This is a genomic window from Phyllobacterium trifolii (genome assembly GCF_014192095.1).
GTDB lineage: Bacteria > Pseudomonadota > Alphaproteobacteria > Rhizobiales > Rhizobiaceae > Phyllobacterium > Phyllobacterium trifolii.
This window is the reverse complement of record NZ_JACHXN010000010.1, coordinates 154,182-172,762: the sequence shown is the minus strand read 5'-3', so window position 1 is coordinate 172,762 and position 18,581 is coordinate 154,182. Positions and strand designations below refer to the sequence as shown.

General features: G+C 56.0%; 18 protein-coding genes and 1 pseudogene. 15 read left to right on the top strand and 4 right to left on the bottom strand.

The features are described 5' to 3' along the window. The first annotated feature begins 112 nt into the window (after positions 1–112). Positions 113–1,426: a plasmid replication protein RepC gene (gene repC, locus FHS21_RS16650; RefSeq protein ID WP_183663122.1), complete on the top strand. Its 1,314-nt coding sequence runs from the start codon at positions 113–115 to the stop codon at positions 1,424–1,426. Between the two features lie 324 nt (positions 1,427–1,750). Next, positions 1,751–1,873, top strand: coding sequence for a hypothetical protein (locus FHS21_RS31210; protein ID WP_281386107.1), 123 nt, complete (start codon positions 1,751–1,753; stop codon positions 1,871–1,873). A gap of 260 nt (positions 1,874–2,133) precedes the next feature. Here FHS21_RS31210 and FHS21_RS16645 read toward each other — a convergent pair whose 3' ends face one another. Both FHS21_RS16645 and FHS21_RS16640 read right to left on the bottom strand, forming a co-directional pair. Beyond that, entirely contained in the window at positions 2,134–3,192 is a 1,059-nt protein-coding gene (locus tag FHS21_RS16645; protein WP_183663119.1) for a D-TA family PLP-dependent enzyme, read from the bottom strand. 1 nt (position 3,193) lies between these two features. After that, on the bottom strand, positions 3,194–3,979 hold the full coding sequence (locus tag FHS21_RS16640; RefSeq protein WP_183663116.1) for an SDR family oxidoreductase: 786 nt from the start codon (positions 3,977–3,979) through the stop codon (positions 3,194–3,196). Positions 3,980–4,187: 208 nt separating this feature from the next. On the opposite strand from FHS21_RS16640, the gene FHS21_RS16635 reads away from it, so the two are divergent. The 13 genes from FHS21_RS16635 (at position 4,188) to FHS21_RS16575 (ending at position 16,340) form a co-directional block, all read left to right on the top strand. After that, on the top strand, positions 4,188–4,556 hold the full coding sequence (locus tag FHS21_RS16635) for a RidA family protein (protein WP_181872577.1): 369 nt from the start codon (positions 4,188–4,190) through the stop codon (positions 4,554–4,556). Positions 4,557–4,566: 10 nt separating this feature from the next. Then, a complete protein-coding gene (locus FHS21_RS16630) occupies positions 4,567–6,036 on the top strand; it encodes a M81 family metallopeptidase (protein ID WP_183663113.1) in 1,470 nt (489 codons plus the stop codon). 503 nt (positions 6,037–6,539) lie between these two features. Beyond that, entirely contained in the window at positions 6,540–7,169 is a 630-nt protein-coding gene (locus FHS21_RS16625) for a TetR/AcrR family transcriptional regulator (RefSeq protein WP_183663110.1), read from the top strand. An 11-nt stretch (positions 7,170–7,180) separates the two neighbouring features. Then, entirely contained in the window at positions 7,181–7,435 is a 255-nt protein-coding gene (locus FHS21_RS16620) for a YjiS-like domain-containing protein (RefSeq protein WP_112531424.1), read from the top strand. Between the two features lie 230 nt (positions 7,436–7,665). Beyond that, on the top strand, positions 7,666–8,409 hold the full coding sequence (locus FHS21_RS16615) for a FadR/GntR family transcriptional regulator (protein WP_246411068.1): 744 nt from the start codon (positions 7,666–7,668) through the stop codon (positions 8,407–8,409). After that, positions 8,406–9,593, top strand: a complete 1,188-nt coding sequence (locus tag FHS21_RS16610; protein ID WP_183663104.1) for a PLP-dependent transferase — start codon at positions 8,406–8,408, stop codon at positions 9,591–9,593. Before FHS21_RS16615 ends, FHS21_RS16610 begins: the two co-directional genes overlap by 4 nt. A gap of 34 nt (positions 9,594–9,627) precedes the next feature. Beyond that, the gene (locus FHS21_RS16605; protein ID WP_183663261.1) at positions 9,628–10,896 is read left to right on the top strand and encodes an ABC transporter substrate-binding protein; all 1,269 of its coding nucleotides are present in this window, start codon (positions 9,628–9,630) and stop codon (positions 10,894–10,896) included. A 114-nt stretch (positions 10,897–11,010) separates the two neighbouring features. Continuing rightward, positions 11,011–11,940 (top strand): carbohydrate ABC transporter permease, encoded by a 930-nt coding sequence (locus FHS21_RS16600; RefSeq protein WP_183663102.1) that lies wholly within the window; start codon positions 11,011–11,013, stop codon positions 11,938–11,940. Further along, on the top strand, positions 11,937–12,785 hold the full coding sequence (locus FHS21_RS16595; protein WP_183663100.1) for a carbohydrate ABC transporter permease: 849 nt from the start codon (positions 11,937–11,939) through the stop codon (positions 12,783–12,785). The genes FHS21_RS16600 and FHS21_RS16595 overlap by 4 nt, the downstream gene beginning before the upstream one ends. 6 nt (positions 12,786–12,791) lie before the next feature. Then, complete coding sequence (locus FHS21_RS16590) at positions 12,792–13,859, top strand: ABC transporter ATP-binding protein (RefSeq protein WP_112531430.1); 1,068 nt, start codon at positions 12,792–12,794, stop codon at positions 13,857–13,859. 178 nt (positions 13,860–14,037) lie between these two features. Further along, the gene (locus FHS21_RS16585; RefSeq protein ID WP_183663098.1) at positions 14,038–14,808 is read left to right on the top strand and encodes an amino acid ABC transporter substrate-binding protein; all 771 of its coding nucleotides are present in this window, start codon (positions 14,038–14,040) and stop codon (positions 14,806–14,808) included. An 81-nt stretch (positions 14,809–14,889) separates the two neighbouring features. Beyond that, positions 14,890–15,570 (top strand): amino acid ABC transporter permease, encoded by a 681-nt coding sequence (locus FHS21_RS16580; RefSeq protein ID WP_112531432.1) that lies wholly within the window; start codon positions 14,890–14,892, stop codon positions 15,568–15,570. Further along, positions 15,570–16,340 carry an amino acid ABC transporter ATP-binding protein gene (locus FHS21_RS16575; RefSeq protein ID WP_183663259.1) on the top strand — a complete coding sequence of 257 codons (771 nt, stop codon included), beginning with the start codon at positions 15,570–15,572 and terminating at the stop codon, positions 16,338–16,340. Before FHS21_RS16580 ends, FHS21_RS16575 begins: the two co-directional genes overlap by 1 nt. Here the strand turns inward: FHS21_RS16575 and FHS21_RS31815 are convergent. After that, positions 16,245–16,747: pseudogene (locus FHS21_RS31815) on the bottom strand (beta-barrel domain-containing protein). The gene FHS21_RS16575 and the pseudogene FHS21_RS31815 sit on opposite strands and share 96 nt — an antisense overlap. Before the next feature lie 330 nt (positions 16,748–17,077). Beyond that, positions 17,078–18,580: a hypothetical protein gene (locus FHS21_RS16565; protein WP_183663096.1), complete on the bottom strand. Its 1,503-nt coding sequence runs from the start codon at positions 18,578–18,580 to the stop codon at positions 17,078–17,080. Position 18,581 lies beyond the last annotated feature (1 nt).

Below are 18,581 nucleotides of genomic sequence, written 5' to 3'. Positions count from 1 at the left end.
CCGGAAGCCCTCTTCAATGTAGCAATTTTAGAGAATCACTTCCACCCAGACTTGTCAAGAGTCGGACGCGTTTCGGCATGCCTTTTCATTGCCTCAACTTGAGGTAAGGACCATGACTGATCGTTTTGCAACGACGCCATTTGGCGGTCGTTCGTTGTCGCACGCCATGTTTGCTGTGCAAGAAAAGACAGCACGGGCTCGCGAAAAACTGGCGGGTACGGACAGAAACCACCCGGAGAAGTGGGCGCTGTTGCGGTCATTGACCGAGGCTCGTACAGCGTTTTTCCTTTCGGACCGCACAATTGCCGTTCTGGAAGCATTGCTGAGCTTCTATCCCGAGACACTGCTGGACGGCAGTGCACCACTGATTGTCTTTCCGTCCAATGCGGAGCTTTCCATGCGTACCCGCGGCATGTCCTCCGCGACAATTCGCAGGCACCTTTCAGCACTCGTCGAGACCGGCCTGATCATTCGTCGTGACAGTCCCAATGGCAAACGCTATGCGCGGCGCGGCGAAACCGGCGAGATCGAACATGCTTTTGGCTTTGACCTCTCACCATTGGCGCTACGAGCGGGCGAAATCGGGGCCCATGCGGCTCAGGCAAGGGATCTGGCGCGAGCCGTTCATCGTGTACGCAGCGAAATCACCATCCATCTTCGAGATGTATCCAAGACCATCGATGCCGGGCTCAGCGAGGAACGTACGGGTGACTGGGAAACATACGCTGATGAGCTGGCAGCGCTTTCGGGACGAGTAAGCAGGCATCTGCCACTGGAGACGCTTCGGGTGCGATGCGATGCCCTTGCAAGCTTGAGAGAGAGAGTTGAGAAAACTTACCTGGCATCGCTTTCAGACAAAGAAATGAGCGCCAGTGACTCTTCTTTTGAGCACCATATTCAGAATTCAAATATAGACCACCAATTTGAAAGGGCCCACGAAACAGGCCAGAAGCAATCCGACGAGCTACAATCCCAAAACAACGCGCCCGGGCGGATAGTTGCGCTGAGCAAAATGAGAAATCGCTTGGAAGCGGCACGGCGAAATAGAAACCGTGGTGACGGCGGTTTGACCGGTGACAGGCCGAACCTTGAAACGAGATCGGTGCCAATGTCACTGGAGGCGGTGTTGAGTGCTTGCCCGCAGATCATCGATTATTCCCGTGACGGCATCGAGGACTGGCGCGAGCTTGTGAATACGGCGGGACTGGTTCGCTCGATGCTCGGTGTATCACCCGATGCCTGGCAAAGGGCGCGCGATACCATGGGTGATATCAACGCGTCGATCACGATTGCTGCCATTCTTGAACGTATCGGTGATATCCGTTCACCCGGAGGCTATCTCAGGGCACTGACCGATCGCGCCGAAATCGGCCAGTATTCAGTGCTTCCGGTGATCAAGGCGTTGGATGGAGAAAAGCGGGCGTGAGTGGCTTCTCTACCTTGCCAGTCGCACCGTTGGCAGAGACGTTGCAATTCAGCCTTGCAAAAGGGGTGGTTGTCGAGAATGGGAATGGCGGTTTTGCCGCTTCGGATGGCTCTATTGTGAGGTCAATGTGCTGGCCGGAATATTAGCCTCACCATCTCAAATCGCATCCATTTTTGAACATTGCGACTGTGATGATGGATATGGTCAACTGAGGCTCTGGCTGCCTCGCGTTGCCTTGATTTTTGTACTTGTAATTACTACCGGTTGCCCGCTCTTATCGTTGATTTCGACGTCGATACTTTATGAATTTTTAGGAAGCGTTCCATGGATGTTATGGGCCCGAAAATATCTGAGAAGCTTGGTCCGGATGAAGACAAACCTGGCATTCCCGTTATTGCCATCATCGGTATCCCGCTTCTAGCTCTACTGATTGTGCTGTTGTTATGACTTGGCTTTGCTTTGCAGCGTCAGCAGGCCGACTTGACCAAGACGTATTCCGAACGCACAGCCGAGTTTCTCGCCCGGGACCTGGCCGATCAATTGGGACAATTGCTAGCTGCGGCTATACTTATGGGATGGGACCATGGTTCAGGAATGCGGCTTCAGAGCAAGAGTTTCTGGATGCTTATGCGGAAGACGCTGCGCTGCCTGCCGTGCCCGGCAATGGGTTGACGGCCTGAAGAAACCCGTCCTTGCGGCCCGCGCCCTTAATCGACGCGGCCCCGTGCGGCGACAGGCTCAATCTCAACCACTTCGTTGCCTGAAATCAGCATGACCTGATCGAACAGGTTCGAGACGACACAGGCGTGATTGGGAATGATACGAAGCCGATCTCCGATCCGGGGCTTCTCCTCACAGGCTGAAAAATCGATCGCGCCATGTTCCTCGCTGAGCGAGGTAATCACTGCATCCGGATAGCCAACAATATACCCGAACCCATCCATTCCAAACGTATCGCTGGTAAGGGCTTTAGAACCGGCATCGACAATTACACGATTCTCCGTTGGGCGGCTGACCACCGTCGTGAGTACTGTAAGCGCGCAATCATCCCATGTGCCGACCCCTTTCGCGACCTGAAAGCGGTCCATGTAGATATACGTGCCAGGCCGATGTTCCGTTGCGCTCGTGACTTCGTGTGCCCGCCACATATCCGGAGAACCGCCATTGGAAATGATGCGCGGGTCAAGTCCGGCGGCGATGGCCTTTTGTTTGGCGGCAGACAGAAAAGCTTCATTTTCGGCAATCGCACCGGTCTTCGGATAAGTCATGAAGCCTGCGAAACGAAGGCCCCTGGCCGCATCGATCAGTTTTGCCAGCGCAACAGCTTCGTCGGCCGATTGTACGCCGCAACGTCCCATGCCGGTGTCGCATTCTACGAGTACGGTGAGCGGCTTTGCCGCATCGTTGAACGTTTCGGAAAGACCGCGGACGGTAACTTCACTGTCGGCGGTGACAGCCAGCGTGACGCGTTTATTCAGCGCCATCAGCCTGCCGAGTTTCGCTTCGCCGATAATGTTATAGGGCAGAAAGATATCCGTCAGTCCTGCATCGGCCATGACTTCTGCCTCACCAAGTTTCTGGCAGGTTATCCCGACTGCGCCCAACTCAACCTGGCGCTTGGCAAAACGCGGCAATTTATGCGTCTTGATGTGCGGACGCACCGCCAGTCCGTGTTTGTCGGCATAGGCTTGGAAGCGCTGCATGTTGGTCTCGGCGCGATCGATATCAATGAGGACAGCCGGTGTGTCGATTTCGGACAGTTTCATTTCAATCTCCAAGCACATCGTTGATGAAAGGCAGATTTCCGGCCGTCAGCCCGGCATCGACGTTAAGCGTAGCACCCGTGATACCCGATGCAGCACTCGAGCTGAGGAATACTGCTGCTTGCGCCACTTCATCAGGGGTCACCATGCGCCCAAGCGGGTAGTGCGGCAGGACTTTTGCCAGAAGCTCGGGCTCCCTTTGCAGCCGGTGATCCCACGCTGGTGTTCGTACGGAACCTGGACAGACTGCATTGGCTCGTATGCCAAATCGCCCACGCTCCACAGCGAGCGCTTTCATATAGGAGATCAATCCCGCCTTGGCCGCCGAATAGGCCGGATTACCGTAGTGGCCGAGCGCGTTGACCGAGGAGATAAACACGATATTGCCGCTGCCGCGTTTGCTCATGTTAGCGACGATGGGGGCCGTGACGTGGAATACGCCGTTCAGATTGGTGGCGATTTCCTGTTCCCATACATCGCCATCGACTTGATCGAGCGTTTCGCCGCGCGTGAAACCGGCATTGTTGATCAGTACATCCGGAACGCCACGGTCCGCGATGAAATCACCGATCGCCTTGGATGCAGCCGCTTTGTCATTGAGATCGAAAACCAGACGGTTTGAGAGAGGAAGGCTTTCAATCAGACGTCGTTGCTGATCGGCGCCGGACACAATAGCGCCCAAGCCATTGTAAGCTTCGATAAGTGCTTGGCCGATACCCCCACCGGCGCCGGTGATGAGCACGTGTTTGCCTTTGAGGCCAGGTTCACCGTGCGATGTTGGAGAAGTCATGCGCGCATCCAGTTGATTTTTTGCTCATTAATGACTGCAGATGGAAAAAAGCAATATCGAGTTTCGCCATTGTAACCAAGACAACTACCCGCGTCCTTTCGTTTGCGGCCGGGTGCTGTACCGTGGATTGGCACTATGGTATGGCCGAGCCTTCGCCGTATTTCGGGTCTGGCTACCATGAGCAGTCTGGACACAGGATAGGATCACGATCATGACCAAACAACATTTCGGCCATGCACATGTGCCGTTGTCGCCCGCAGTGCGCGCTGGGGATTTCATCTATATTTCAGGGCAGGTTCCGGTGGGCGCTGACGGCACGGTCATCGTCGGCGGTATCGAAGCCCAGACGCGACAGGTGATGGAGAACGTCAAATCCGCTTTGGCACTAGCGGGCGCAGACCTTTCCGATGTGATCAAGACCTTCGTCATTCTTGAAGACGCCCGCGAATTCGGGGCATTCAACAAGACCTACGCCACATACTTTCCCGCGAATCCGCCTGCTCGCACCACCATCGAATCCCGGCTGATGATCGATATCAAGATTGAAATAGAAGCCATCGCCTATAAGCCTCTCTGAGATCACATTCATGCGCATTTTTACCGCGTCGCTCGCGACGGAAACCAACACTTTTTCCCCTGTGCCAACAGACCGTGCCAGCTTTGAAATGGCGTTCTATGCGGGTCCGGGTGAACATCCGGAGACGCCCACCTTGTGCTCGGCGCCAATGGTGGTTTTACGGCGCAAGGCGCGCAAGGAAGGGTTCACCCTGATCGAAGGAACCGCGACCTGGGCCGAGCCCGGAGGATTGTTGCAGCGGCAAGCCTATGAGGGTCTGCGTGATGAAATCCTTGACCAGCTCAAGGCTGCGCTGCCCGTCGATGGGGTCATCCTTGGCTTGCATGGTGCCATGGTTGCGCAGGGCTATGATGACTGCGAGGGCGATCTTCTCGAGCAAATTCGCAATGTCGTCGGGCCGGATGTGCTTATCGCATCTGAACTCGATCCGCACAGCCACCTCACGACGAAGCGCGTCGCCAATGCAAATATACTTGCTGCCTTCCTCGAGTTTCCGCACACGGACTTCTACGAACGCGGCGAGCATGTAGTCGACCTTGCCATGCGCGCGCTGCGCGGCGAGATCAAGCCGGTCATTTCTACCTTCGATTGCCGTATGATCGGCGTTTATCCGACCAGCCGCGAGCCGATGCGTTCTTATGTCGATCGTCTGAAGGCCCTGCAGGGCCGCGATGGCATCCTGTCTGTCTCGCTCATTCATGGCTTCATGGCTGGAGATGTCCCCGAGCTCGGCACTCAGCTTATGGTTATCACCGATAATGAGCCGGCAAAGGGTGCGGCGCTCGCGAAGAAATTGGGTATGGAGCTGTTCGCGATGCGTGGAACGACGGCAATGCCCATGTTCGACACGGAAGCCGGCCTGAACAAGGCCGTTGCGCTCGTTGCGCAGAAGCCGGATAAGCCGGTCGTCATTGCAGACGTCTGGGATAATCCAGGGGGCGGGGTTGCCGGAGATGGCACACTGGTTCTGCGAAGGATCATCGAACGCGGTATTGGCAACGTCGCCGTGGCGACGATCTGGGATCCGATCGCAGTGACCTTCTGTCTGGCAGCAGGCGAGGGAGCGCACATCCAGTTGCGCTTTGGCGGCAAGGCCGGGCCGGATGGCGGAGCTCCAATCGATGCGCGTGTCGAAGTGCTCAGGGCCGTGCACGAAGGCTGGCAGAGTTTCGGCCAGAGCCGGGTTACGCTTGGACCCGCAGCAGTCATTCGCCTCGAGGGCACGGATATCGAGATCATCCTCAACACCAACCGGACGCAAACCTTCGAGCCGGACATTTTCTCCAATCTCGGTATCGACCCCGGGTCGAAGGACATTCTGCTCGTCAAGTCGACGAATCATTTTCACGCGGGTTTCGAGCCTGTGGCTGCGGAAATTATTTATATCGATGCGGGCGCGCCCTATCCCTCCAATCCCAGAAAGACCGACTATCGCAAACTTTCTCGTGAAATCTGGCCTCGGGTGGAGATGCCGTTCTGAATTGTCAAAGAACCGGGTGTGGATTTCCCTTGCCACGCCCGCTTTCGCGTCTGGCCACTGCTTGCATGCTGGGAAGACGGGCGGTCGTCGAAGCGCGTCTTTGTAGAATAAAATGCGATCCGAAGACCGCCCGTCCGGCGTCTTTTGATCCCGTCCGTTCCGCTTGGGAGGCTTTGACGTTGGGTGAATTGCTTCGCCCGCTGCCGAAAGCCCCTTTCGAAGTGCTCGTCCAGCACACGCCAGTCGTAGTACCGGCAGGGGAACCCTTGGACAGAACTTCCCCGGACAGCGGGTCCGTTACCCGCCATCGGAGGCGCCGATCCTCTCCCCACTTCGAACGGCTCCGGAAGCAGTTCCCGTGGAAAGGACGGGGAGAAGAATAACCGAGGTTTGGAGGTGTTGGATAAGTTTGTGGAATTTTGTTTGGAGTGGTCTTTCGGAAGCCGTCGCCAGGTAGTTCGCCAGCCAGTGCAACGCCGCTTTTCCATACTGGTAGAGTCAGCTTGCATTTACTAGACGACTGGTCTATTATTTACAGCATGGGTAAAACCGACACACGAGCAGTTTTGATCGACGAGGGCATAAAGGCGCTTCTTTCCCACGGCTATGAAGGGGCGGGGATCGGCCCGATCCTCAAATCGGCGGGCGTGCCGAAGGGTTCGTTCTATCACTTCTTCACAAGCAAGGAAGAGTTCGCTTCTGCGGTACTCGCCTCCTATTGTAACAACAACCAGAAGGTGCGGACACAGCTTCTGCTGGAAGACAAGACGAGATCGCCGCTGCGGCGTCTGCGCGACTATTTCGAATATTATGAAAAAGAATACGGGTCGGGCGATCCAACCTGTGGTTGCCTTTTGGGCAATCTATCCCAATCCATTGCGGCACATAGCGAAGTGCTCCAGCGTGAGTTACATCGCTCGTTCACCGCTTGGCAGGGTGATTTCAGGGCCGTACTGCGCGAAGCGCGTGATGCCGGGGAATTGCCGGAATATCTTGATCCGGATGAAACCGCTGCCTTTTTGATCGACGCCTATGAGGGCGCGCTGGTCAGGATGAAGGCAGAGGGAAGCATCAAGCCCCTTCAACGGTTCAGGGCCATGACACTTGATGTCCTGCTTACACAGAAAGCATAGGAGCCAATATTATGACATATTCAGAGACGACTGGTCTACTAGAAATCCGTCGCCATCGTCAGGGCCGGAGCTTTTCTGCCAGGGACGTTGGCACGCCACCCGATCTTCTAGAGCGTCTGTTGGGCCTCATTGGCAAGGTCTTTGCTTCTGGCCTACACGCCGAACCGACGGGTGACCCGCTGACAAAGCTGAGTGATCGCCTGCTTCAGGATATCGGGCTGACACGAGCCGAGGCAATTGAACTTGATAAGAGGCGGCATACGTGAAATCCGTGCCGCCGGCGCCGTAGGTATTCGACAAGGTGACGTCTGTGCCGAATGGCGTGAGACCATTTTCGCAGCGGTGAAGATCCAGGCAATGCGAGGAAGAAATTGCCAGACGGATCTCCAGGTCCTGCAATCAGAATGATTTTGGAAAGACTCCTGGGAGCATTTGACTCCTCCTTCCATTCATGCTGAATTGGCACAATGGTCCAACCAATTCAGGTGATGCTTCGTTGATCAGTCCGATCCTTTCCCCGGTTCATACCGCATCCCGCGATGACGCGGTGTTGCATGCGCTGGTGGATTTCGTGACGGGAGAGGCCTTGAAGCCGGGAGACCGCTTACCGACCGAGCGTTTGCTTGCAGAACACCTGAGAGTCAGCCGTACAACCGTGCGTGAGGCGCTGACCCGCTGGCAGGAACTCGGCCTTGTCGAGAGGCGCCAGGGCAGTGGCACCTATCTGAAGGCTGCCGTTACGCGCAATATGCTGCATATGCCGCTGACGCTGCCCTCCGGCAATGATTTCAACAGTCTGATGCACACACTGGAAATTCGCCGCGGTCTCGAGGCGGAAGCCGCCGTTCTCTGTGCGGAGCGCGCTACCGATGCCGATATTGCCCTGATCGAGCAGAAGCTGATCATCATGGAAGAGGCGTTCCACGTACGCCACGGCATGTCTGCCGATGAAGACTGGGACTTTCATCTTGCTGTGTTCCGCACCTCGGGCAATCCGCTGTTCGAACAGATCATTGCAGCCATGTACGAGATGTTCCACCGGTTCTGGGAGCATCCGCTGGGGGTGCGGGATTTTGGCCACGCCAGCTTTCCCTACCATCGGACCCTTTTCAATGCGATCGCCGCACGCGACCCGATTGCCGCACGCGGCGAGGCATTGAAGCTGATTGCCACCGTCGAGGATGACCTCAAGCGCGGGGCGGCAAACCTGAAAAAGCAGAACAAGAAGAGCCAAGCATGAGCGACAACCCGTATTTTCACGACCAGGACATGATGGCGCAAGCTGCAACACTGCTTGCGCATGACGAGCCTTTCCCAGGCGGTTCCGTCGTTCCTCCGATCTATCAGACGTCGCTTTTCACCTTCGACAATTATGCGGCGATGGCCGATGCATTCGCGGGACGCAAGCGCCAGCCGATGTATTCACGCGGCGATAATCCGACGGTCATGGAGTTCGAGGCCAAGATTGCTGCACTTGAAGGGGCGGAAGCCGCTCGTGCCTTTTCGAGCGGCATGGGTGCGATCAGTGCCATGGTGCTGGCCTTTGTCGGCGCGGGCGATCGTATCGTTGCGGTGCGCAATTGCTATGGCGATGCTTACCGTTTGTTCGAACGGCTTCTGCCGCATCTTGGCATCAAAGTGGATTACGTGGACGGCTCCGATCCTGATGCAGTGGCTGCCGCCTTGCCGGGGGCAAAGCTGCTCTATCTCGAAAGCCCGAGTTCGATGATGTTCGAGCTGCAGGACATCGCGCACTATGCGAAGCTTGCCAAGCAGCACGGCATTGTAACCACGATTGACAATTCCTGGGCGACGCCGCTGTTCCAGCAGCCGATTGCCCACGGCATCGATCTGGTCATGCATTCTGCTTCGAAATATCTCGGTGGGCACAGTGACACTGTTGCCGGTGTCGTCGCCGGATCGCGCGAAATGATCGAGCGGATCAATGGCCGCACCTATTCTTATCTCGGCGCCAAGCTATCGCCATTTGAGGCATGGCTGCTGCTGCGCGGTCTGCGCACGCTGACCCTCCGGCTGCCGCATCATATGAAAAGCGGACTGACCATCGCCGAACGCCTCAAGGCGCATGGCGATGTCGAGCGCGTGATGCATCCGGTCTATTCCAATCATCCGGGTAAAGTGACGCTTAGCGGCTATTCGGGCTTGTTTTCCTTCGAAGTTACGGAGGACGTCGACGTACCGACCTTTGTCGATGCGCTGAAGCTGTTCCGCATCGGCGTCAGCTGGGGCGGTCACGAAAGTCTCGTTGTTCCGGCGCTTGCTTCCTTGCAGCAGACGCCGGATGCAAATTCGATCGGGCGCTTCGGTGTCAGCCCCCGGACGATCCGCCTTCACGTGGGACTCGAAAGTGTAGAGGAGCTTTGGGCGGACCTCGTGAACGCACTGACAAAAGCCAAACGCTGAACTTAAGAATGGGAGCTTTCTAATGCAAAAACGAATGGGAACATTTCTGGCGGGCATCGCAGCCCTGTCGATGACCGTTTCGGCGGCTTTCGCCGATACGACGATCAAGATGGTGGAGGTGATTACCAGCCCGCCGCGCACGGAACTGCTCAAGAAGCAGATCGCCAGCTTCGAACAGGCCAATCCCGGTACTAAGGTCGAGCTTGTCTCGTTACCGTGGGGGCAGGCTTTCGAAAAATTCCTGACCATGGTTCAGGCAGGCGACACGCCAGACATCGTCGAGATGCCGGAGCGCTGGATGGGTCTTTATGCAACCAATGGTCAGCTCGAGGATCTCGGGCCCTATATGACCAAATGGAAGGACGCCGGAACACTCGGCGATCGCGCCAAGCAGTTCGGCTCGGTGGTCGACAACAAGCAATACATGATCCCTTATGGCTACTATATCCGGGCCATGTTCTGGAACAAGAAGCTGTTCGCCGAAGCCGGTCTGAAAGAAGCGCCGAAGACGCTCGACGAATTCATGGAAGCCAACAAGAAGATCTCGGCGATCCAGGGCAAGTATGGCTATTGCCTGCGCGGCGGTCCCGGCGGTTTCAATGGCGTGCAGATGTTCATGAACATCGCCAATGGCAAGGGTGGATACTTCAATGCGGATGGCACAGCGACTTTGAACGAGCCAGGCGCTGTCAAGGGCCTCGAGATGCTGGCTGACATCTACAAGAACGGTTATGCGCCGAAGGATAGCGTCAGCTGGGGTTTCAACGAGGTCGTGACCGGTTTCTATTCCGGGACCTGCGCCATGCTCGATCAGGATCCGGACGCGCTGATCGGTATTGCCGAGAAGATGAAAGCGGAAGACTTTGGCGTTGCGCCGCTGCCGACCGGACCGAACGGCAAGTCCTATCCGACGCTCGGCTATGCCGGCTGGGCGATGTTTGCCAATTCGAAGGTCAAGGACGAAGCCTTTAAGTTGATGGGCACATTGTTGTCACCGGAAGACAATCTCGAATTCGCCAAGAATGTCGGTGTTATCCCTATCCACAATGGCGCCGACAAGGATCCATATTTTGGCGCTGACAGCTTCAAGGGCTGGTTTGAGGAAATGAATGACCCGAAGACATTCGAGTTCGTCACGCCTCCGACATATCTCGAGAACCTCGGCAATTTCTACGACTCCGTTTCAGTCAAGAATTTCCAGGAAGTGCTGCTTGGCCAGAAGACGCCGAAGGCCGTCGCTGACGAGTGGGCTGCATTCCTCACCGAACAGCAGCAGGCCTGGATGGCCAAGAACAAGAAATAACAAGCAATGAAAAGATGCTCCGGTGCCTATGTGCCGGAGCATGTTCTTTTTGCGCATGACCCGTTATTTGCCGGGCGAGCGTAAGAGGAGCCGACTAATGAGGGGCCGATCAACATGGTGATGCAATCGACGACGGCAGGCCTGCCGCACAACAGGGAAAGGGCCGGCAAGCGTGGCTTTGCCAGCGCGTTCGAACCATGGCTTTATTTGAGCCCTGCCATGGTTTTGCTCATGCTGGTGCTGGTGGTGCCGCTGGTCTTCGGCATCAGCTATTCCTTCCGCAAATTCTCGGCTTTCAAATCCGAATATGTCGGACTCGCGCAATATCAGGCCTTGCTGCACGATCCCAATCTCGGGCAGGCGCTGATGAATACCCTGTGGTGGACAGTCGCCAGCCTGTTTTTTCAATTCTTTCTTGGCCTCGGACTTGCTCTGCTGCTCGACAGGGATTTCGCAGGCAAGAAAATCGTGCAGGCAATCGTCTTTCTGCCTTGGGCCGTGCCGTCCTTTCTTTCGGGGCTGACATGGGCATGGCTGTTCAACCCGATCGTCGGACCTTTGCCGCACTGGCTCTATGCGCTTGGTATCCAGTCCGCTCCAACCAACATTCTCTCCAATCCCGCCACCGCGATGTGGGGGCCGATCATCGCCAATGTCTGGTTTGGGGTGCCTTTCTTTGCGATCACGCTGCTGGCGGCACTGAAATCCATCCCGGGAGAACTTCATGAGGCAGCGGCGATCGACGGCGCCAATCCATGGCAACGCTTCACCAAGGTGACACTGCCATTCCTTGCGCCGACCATCGCGATCACCGTGATGCTTCGGACGATATGGATCGCGACCTTCGCCGATCTGATCTACGTGATGACCGAGGGCGGTCCCGCCGGCGCGACCAACACAGTCGCCACCTATATCTATGTCAGCGCCTTCAAGACGCTGGACAAGGGCTATGCCTCCGCCGTTGCGGTGCTGTTGCTGGCGCTTCTCATATTATACGCCATCGTTTTGATCCGTATCCGCAAGTCACTTGTGAGGTCGTCATGATCGCAGGACGCTCACGCAACGCCCGTATTCTCGGTGGCATCGGTCTCTACACCGCAGTTGGTGCCTACGTCATTTTCGCACTGTTTCCACTGTTCTGGACGCTGAAGATTTCGGTGACGCCGCAGTCATTGCTCTATTCGGAGGGCATAACCTTGTGGCCTTCCATCTCGACATGGGAGAACTACAAGACCGTGTTGCGCGCCACGGATTTCCCGCGTTATTTCATGAACAGCGTGATTGTTTCGGTGATTACGGCCGTCCTTGTCACAATCGTCGCTTCGGCCGCTGGCTATGCCATGTCCCGGTTTTCCTTCCGGGGCAAAACCACTGTCGCGGTAACGCTGCTTCTGACCCAGACCTTTCCATTGGTCATGGTGATTCCGCCGATCTATCGCATCATGGGTCAGCTGGGGCTTACCAATAGCCTGACGGGCCTCATCATCATCTACATCGCTTTCAACATCGCCTTTGCGACCTTCCTGATGCAGTCATTCTTCGACGGCATTCCAAAGGATCTGGAAGAGGCAGCGATGATCGATGGTTGCAGCCGTTCACAGGCGCTGCGCAAGGTCATCATCCCGCTGACATTGCCGGGCATGGGTGCGACGCTCGGCTTCGTCTTCACTGCCGCGTGGAGCGAACTGCTTTTCGCGTTGATGCTTATCAGCAGCGACAGCCAGAAAACCTTCGCCGTTGGGCTTTTGACCTTCATCGGCAAATTTGCGGTCGACTGGGGTCAGATGATGGCAGCTTCGGTGCTCGCACTCATCCCCGCATGCCTGTTCTTCGCCTTCCTGCAACGATATCTCGTCACCGGTCTGACCGCTGGCGCAGTCAAGGGATAACAATCGATGGCTTCCGTCACAATCTCCAATGTCCAGAAAAACTATGGCGCCATGAATGTGCTGTCGGCAGTGGATCTCTCAATCGCCGACGGCGAGTTCGTCGTTCTCGTCGGACCCTCTGGCTGTGGCAAGTCCACACTTTTGCGGATGATCGCCGGGCTTGAGGAAATTTCGGCTGGGGAGATCAAAATTGGCGAGCGTGTCGTCAATGACGTAGCGCCAAAGGATCGTGATATCGCCATGGTGTTCCAGTCCTATGCGCTTTACCCGCATATGGATGTGGCGTCGAACATGGGCTTCAGCCTGCTGCTGCGCAAGACGGCAAAGGAACTGGTCATGAGCCGCGTCGGCAGTGCAGCCAAACGTCTGGGACTTGACGTATTGCTGCAGCGCCTTCCGCGTCAGCTTTCCGGCGGCCAGCGCCAGCGCGTTGCCATGGGCCGTGCCATCGTGCGCGATCCGAAGGTCTTCCTGTTCGACGAGCCCTTGTCAAACCTCGATGCCAAGCTCCGTGTCCATATGCGGACAGAAATCAAGGCTTTGCATCAGCAACTGAAGACCACATCGGTCTACGTCACGCACGATCAGGTGGAGGCCATGACGATGGCCGATCGCATCGTCGTCATGCATGACGGTGTCATCCAGCAGGTTGGAACGCCACTCGAACTCTATGATCATCCGGCTAACCTGTTCGTGGCAGGGTTCATCGGTTCGCCGGGTATGAATTTTCTTCCTGCTGTTGTCGGCCGCGAGGGAAAGAAGGTTGCTGCAGAACTCACCGACGGCCAGATGATCGCGTTGCGTCCTGAACTCAAGGTGGAGGATGGCGACCGGGTGACCGTTGGCATACGCCCGGAAAATATCGAGGTCGGCGGCGAGGGGCTGAAGGCAAAGATCGAGGTGATAGAGCCACTCGGTCTCTCGACGCAGTTTTATACCAAACTCGCCGACCAGCAGGTCTGCATCTTCGCCATGGGCCGCACGGATCGTGGCCCTGGGGACGCGATTGGGCTTGGTATCAAGGCGGCAGATGTGCATCTCTTCCATGGCGTGACCGGCTTGCGGATCGCATAGACGAATCCGGATAAGTATTCGTAACCGCAGGCGGAATAAAATTCCTACATTCAGCCGAAATCTGGTATTAATTTTGCCGGTCTGCTCCTGGCGGCGGCGTCGAATGCCTATACAGCGCCACGGCAAAGTGACACTTTCCGGTCACGCCCAAAGCAAATTACAAACGGATGGAAACACAATGAACTGGTTGAAATCACTCCTCGTCGTCAGTGCCCTTGCAATCGTGCCTGCCCAGGCACAAGCCGCGTCCAATCTTGAGCAGATCAAGGCGGCAGGCGTTCTCAAGATCGGCACGGAAGGCACCTACGCACCGTTCACCTATCACGATGCCTCGGGCAAGCTCGTCGGTTTCGATGTGGAGATCGGTGAGGCGATTGCCAAAAATCTCGGCGTCAAGCCCGAGTTCCTCGAAGGCAAATGGGATGGCCTGATCGCCGGTCTCGACGCCAACCGCTATGACACGGTCATCAATCAGGTTGGCATCACCGAGGAGCGCAAGGCAAAGTATGATTTCTCCGAGCCTTACATTGCTTCAAAGGCAGTTTTGATCGTCAAGAGCGACAACGAGGAGATCAAGGGCTTTGCTGATCTAAAGGGCAAGAAGTCTGCGCAATCGCTCTCCAGCAATTTCGGCAAGATCGCCCAAGAAGCCGGTGCAGAGCTGGTTGGAACAGACGGTTTCGACCAGTCGATCCAGCTGGTCCTCAATGGCCGTGCCGACTCGACGATCAACGACAGTCTGTCTTTCCTTGACTTCAAGAAGCATAAGCCTGACGCCAATGTGAAGATTGCGGCGCAGCAGGAGAATGCCGATTTCTCCGGCATCATCATCCGCAAGGGTGAACCGGATCTGCTCGCCGCCATCAACAAGGCACTCGAGACGATCAAGGCGGACGGTACGTATCAAAAGATCGCCGACAAGTATTTCGGACAGGACGTTTCGAAGTAACAACCGTTTACGATCGGGATTATTTACGCTCTAAGAGGGCAGGGGGTTCGCTCCCTGCCTTTATTGTTGGGGAGAACGATTTTGACACATTGGTTGTCATTGATGCTCGAATCGCTTCCGTCGCTATTGTGGGCGGGTTTGATTTTCACCATTCCGCTGACGCTGTTGTCATTCGCGCTTGGACTTACCGTCGGTCTTATAGCTGCGCTTGTTCGGCTATTCGCACCAACTCCGTTTGCGGCGGTCGTCAAGTTCTATGTCTGGATCATTCGCGGTACGCCGCTGCTGGTCCAACTTTTCCTGATATTCTATGGCCTGCCGAGCGTTGGTATCGTGCTTGATGCGTTCACAGCCGCGCTCATCGGTTTCACCCTGAATATCGGCGCCTATACGTCGGAAATCTTGCGCGCGGTTATATCTTCGGTTCCAAAGGGCCAGTGGGAGGCCGCTTACTCGATCGGCATGAACTGGCGCCAGGCAATGCAGCGGACTATTTTGCCACAGGCGGCCAGAGTGGCTGTTCCACCGCTATCGAACACCTTTATTTCTCTTGTCAAAGACACTTCACTTGCGGCGGCCATCACTGTGCCGGAGTTGTTCCAGGCGGCTCAACGCATTGTTGCTACGACATATGAACCGCTCATTCTCTACGTGGAGGCGGCACTGATTTATCTCGCCTTGAGTTCGGTCCTGTCGTCGCTGCAAGCGCGGCTTGAAACCCGCCTCAATCGCTACGGCGGCTTCCTGGAGGCAGGATCATGATGGTCGACCTCAAGAATATCGAGAAACGCTTTGGCGACCACATGGTACTCAAAAACGTTTCCCTCAGCGTGGCCGAAGGCTCGGTCATGGCTCTCGTCGGTCCTTCCGGCGGTGGCAAAAGTACACTTCTGCGTTGCATAAACCTTCTGGAAATTCCAACATCGGGTTCAGTAGAAGTTGCCGGTGACCGGTTGGACTTTCAGCCGGGTGTGCGGATGGGCACGAAGCAGATCCAGCTGGTTCGCCGTCATACCGGCATGGTGTTTCAGAACTTCCAACTGTTTCCGCATCGTACGGTTATCGAGAACGTTACGGAGGGGCTGACCACAGTCCTCAAATGGCCAAGGGAGCGGGCGAGGGAACGGGCAATAACATTGCTTGAGAAGGTTGGGCTTGCGCATAAGGCAGAGGTCTGGCCATCGACGCTCTCCGGCGGACAGCTGCAGCGTGTGGCAATCGCCCGGGCGTTGGCGCCATCACCCAAAGTTCTTCTATGCGATGAACCGACGTCAGCGCTTGATCCCGAACTCTCCGGGGAGGTGGTCGATGTGCTCGCGCAATTGGCGCGGGAAGGTACGACAATGGTCATGGCGACGCACGATCTTCGACTGGCCTCGAGGATTGCCAATGAGGTGATCGTGCTGGATGGGGGAGTGGTCGTTGAAACGGGTTCCTCACGGGATATCTTCACCAACCCGAAACGGGAGCGCACCAAGCGCTTCATCGCTACCCTGACACACGAAGGCCATACGCATGGTGAGGGCATTTGACGGTGCATATGCTCTAGCGTGCTTCAATACCTCGTTGGTCAACCTTCGCGGAACGCGGCGCTTTGCCTGATCTATCATTGGCTTGATGAAATAGGACGCGACGCTCCTGTCGCCAGACTCGATAAATGTTTCAACGGGCATCCCCGGTACAAGTTTGATTGCGCCAATTCGTCCGACCTCGGCGGGAGTGATGGCCACGCGCACGGTGTAATGGCTGAGGCCAGTGCGGGTGTCCGTTGTCACATCTGCGGAAATTTGTTGCACGGTGCCATTGACTTCCGGAGTGGTGCGTGGCTGAAGGCGGTAAAACGCAATCCAGCCGGTTGCCCGACAAAAAGCTGATCCACATCTTGCGGCTGCACCTTCGCTTCGACGACCAGCAAATCAGCATCGGGCACAATCAACATCAGCTGTTCACTCGCGGGGACCACGCCGCCGACAGTGTGGACGGAGAGTTCGTGCACGGTGCCGGTTTGCGGCGCCCTTATGTCGATGCGTTTGAGCTGATCTTGGGCAGCAATACTGCGCTCGACATATTCTCCGATCTTCGCATCGATGTCGCGCATGTCTTGCGCGGATCAGGTCGAAACATCCTTGAAAGGCGTAAAGGACGGCAATAATAATAACCGTGAGGCCTACTACAACCTACAGTAGAACAGCACTCGTCATTAAAGTTATCAGAACCTTACTCTACAGGGAGTGTCTACATTATTGCACGCGAAATGACACGCGGCTCATCATTCCCGGATAAAGATGACGGCATTCTCATCGGAATACGCACGTCGCCAGCCGGTTAATTCGTTGAAGAAAGGGATGCGGCTGTCGCCAGTTGCTAGCAAAGCCCAGCCGATTGCATAGGTTTTCATCTGTTCTTCCAAAATCGGTTTTCCACCACTGTTGCCCGCCAACATAGTTTTCTTCATGAAGCCATTCAGAAAGAGCTGATCGGTTCGGCCATCGATGAATGTCTTGATTCCATGGAAAATCAGCGTGCCGCCAAAATTGTAGGAATTGAAGACGTTCCCGGAGAGATTGTGCTGCTGGGCAAACGCGAGCGCACCTTTTGCCGATGTCTTCGGGCTTGGTTCGACCCCTGAAACCGAGGAGAATATTGCAGCCGTAGACACGATCAATATGCCGATCGCTGCTGAAATCGAGTGAAAATGGCTGGCAAGAAATTGCTCCAGGCGGTCGAGATGCCCCTTGGCCCATTTGTGGGCCGAGACCCAAGAGAATTGTTCACCGATTTCTGCCGCGAGAATGAGCGGTACCAGCAGAACAAAAAGATAGGCAAAGCGCTGATGCGTGAGGAGGAGATGCAGATTGAAGAGGAGAAACAGTGCCTTGGGCCATCCGATTTGCACTCGTGAGACGAGCAGCCCGAGAAGAGCTACCAGGAGGAACGCCTCCATAAGGTAAGAATCCGAGGCGTTGAAGGGCTGCCATTCGTCGATATAGGCTACCGCCTCGTTGCCGTAGGCAACTGAAAAGGTCGCGAGGATGGCCTTGATACCGTAAGGGTTGAGCAAGGTCACAAGCGGGCAAAGCACCCCAAAGGCAATCCATTTGCCGAGGAGACCTGGCTTCGTCAGGCGTGTCCGCGCCAGAAAATCCAGGCCCGCGAATGCCGCTATGATGAATCCGAATGTGAATGTTGCGTGGAGATTCGCCCAAAGGCATATGAGTGGTAGCAACCACAATGGCGGGGCTCGTTCATCGCGGGCAGCGCGGAACAGCTCAGCAGTCCAGATGATGATGATGGGAAGTGTGAAGACGAGTGGACGTGCGGTCAGGATCGGACCGATGAGGAGCGACAGTATGAAGGTCAGGCCGAACGCTACCGTCGGTTTTAGGGAGGCGCTGAGATACCATGCAAGCAGGAAGACCGTTAACGTGCTCATGGCGATGGTCAATAATGTGACCCCGTTCCAGCCGTTCAGCGAATAGGCGAGTGCAAACAGTATCTGCCCAAGCCATTCTTTTGCTATCCAGGGACTGCCAGCAAAAGTATAGGAATAAGTGTCGACCGTGGGAAACGTGCCGCTTGACAGCATGTCCAAGCCCACCCGCACGTGCCACCAATTATCAGGATCCTGCAAAAGCCCGCCAGCGGCGTAAATCAGCGTTGCCGCTTTGAAAATTGCAACAATCAAACAGAAGAGCAGCCTGACGCGCTGGTCTTCTGCGGTCGAGGAGCCCGAGACGGTTGCTGCCCGTGCGCTGTAGGTGTCGTCGACCATT

Excerpts from the sequence above, each read along its gene's own strand:
- repC (WP_183663122.1), top strand. The coding sequence starts at position 113 with ATGACTGATCGTTTTGCAACGACGCCATTTGGCGGTCGTTCGTTGTCG.
- FHS21_RS31210 (WP_281386107.1), top strand. The coding sequence starts at position 1,751 with ATGGATGTTATGGGCCCGAAAATATCTGAGAAGCTTGGTCCGGATGAA.
- FHS21_RS16645 (WP_183663119.1), bottom strand. The coding sequence starts at position 3,192 with ATGAAACTGTCCGAAATCGACACACCGGCTGTCCTCATTGATATCGAT.
- FHS21_RS16640 (WP_183663116.1), bottom strand. The coding sequence starts at position 3,979 with ATGACTTCTCCAACATCGCACGGTGAACCTGGCCTCAAAGGCAAACAC.
- FHS21_RS16630 (WP_183663113.1), top strand. The coding sequence starts at position 4,567 with ATGCGCATTTTTACCGCGTCGCTCGCGACGGAAACCAACACTTTTTCC.
- FHS21_RS16620 (WP_112531424.1), top strand. The coding sequence starts at position 7,181 with ATGACATATTCAGAGACGACTGGTCTACTAGAAATCCGTCGCCATCGT.
- FHS21_RS16610 (WP_183663104.1), top strand. The coding sequence starts at position 8,406 with ATGAGCGACAACCCGTATTTTCACGACCAGGACATGATGGCGCAAGCT.
- FHS21_RS16605 (WP_183663261.1), top strand. The coding sequence starts at position 9,628 with ATGGGAACATTTCTGGCGGGCATCGCAGCCCTGTCGATGACCGTTTCG.
- FHS21_RS16600 (WP_183663102.1), top strand. The coding sequence starts at position 11,011 with ATGGTGATGCAATCGACGACGGCAGGCCTGCCGCACAACAGGGAAAGG.
- FHS21_RS16595 (WP_183663100.1), top strand. The coding sequence starts at position 11,937 with ATGATCGCAGGACGCTCACGCAACGCCCGTATTCTCGGTGGCATCGGT.
- FHS21_RS16590 (WP_112531430.1), top strand. The coding sequence starts at position 12,792 with ATGGCTTCCGTCACAATCTCCAATGTCCAGAAAAACTATGGCGCCATG.
- FHS21_RS16585 (WP_183663098.1), top strand. The coding sequence starts at position 14,038 with ATGAACTGGTTGAAATCACTCCTCGTCGTCAGTGCCCTTGCAATCGTG.
- FHS21_RS16575 (WP_183663259.1), top strand. The coding sequence starts at position 15,570 with ATGGTCGACCTCAAGAATATCGAGAAACGCTTTGGCGACCACATGGTA.
- FHS21_RS16565 (WP_183663096.1), bottom strand. The coding sequence starts at position 18,580 with ATGGTCGACGACACCTACAGCGCACGGGCAGCAACCGTCTCGGGCTCC.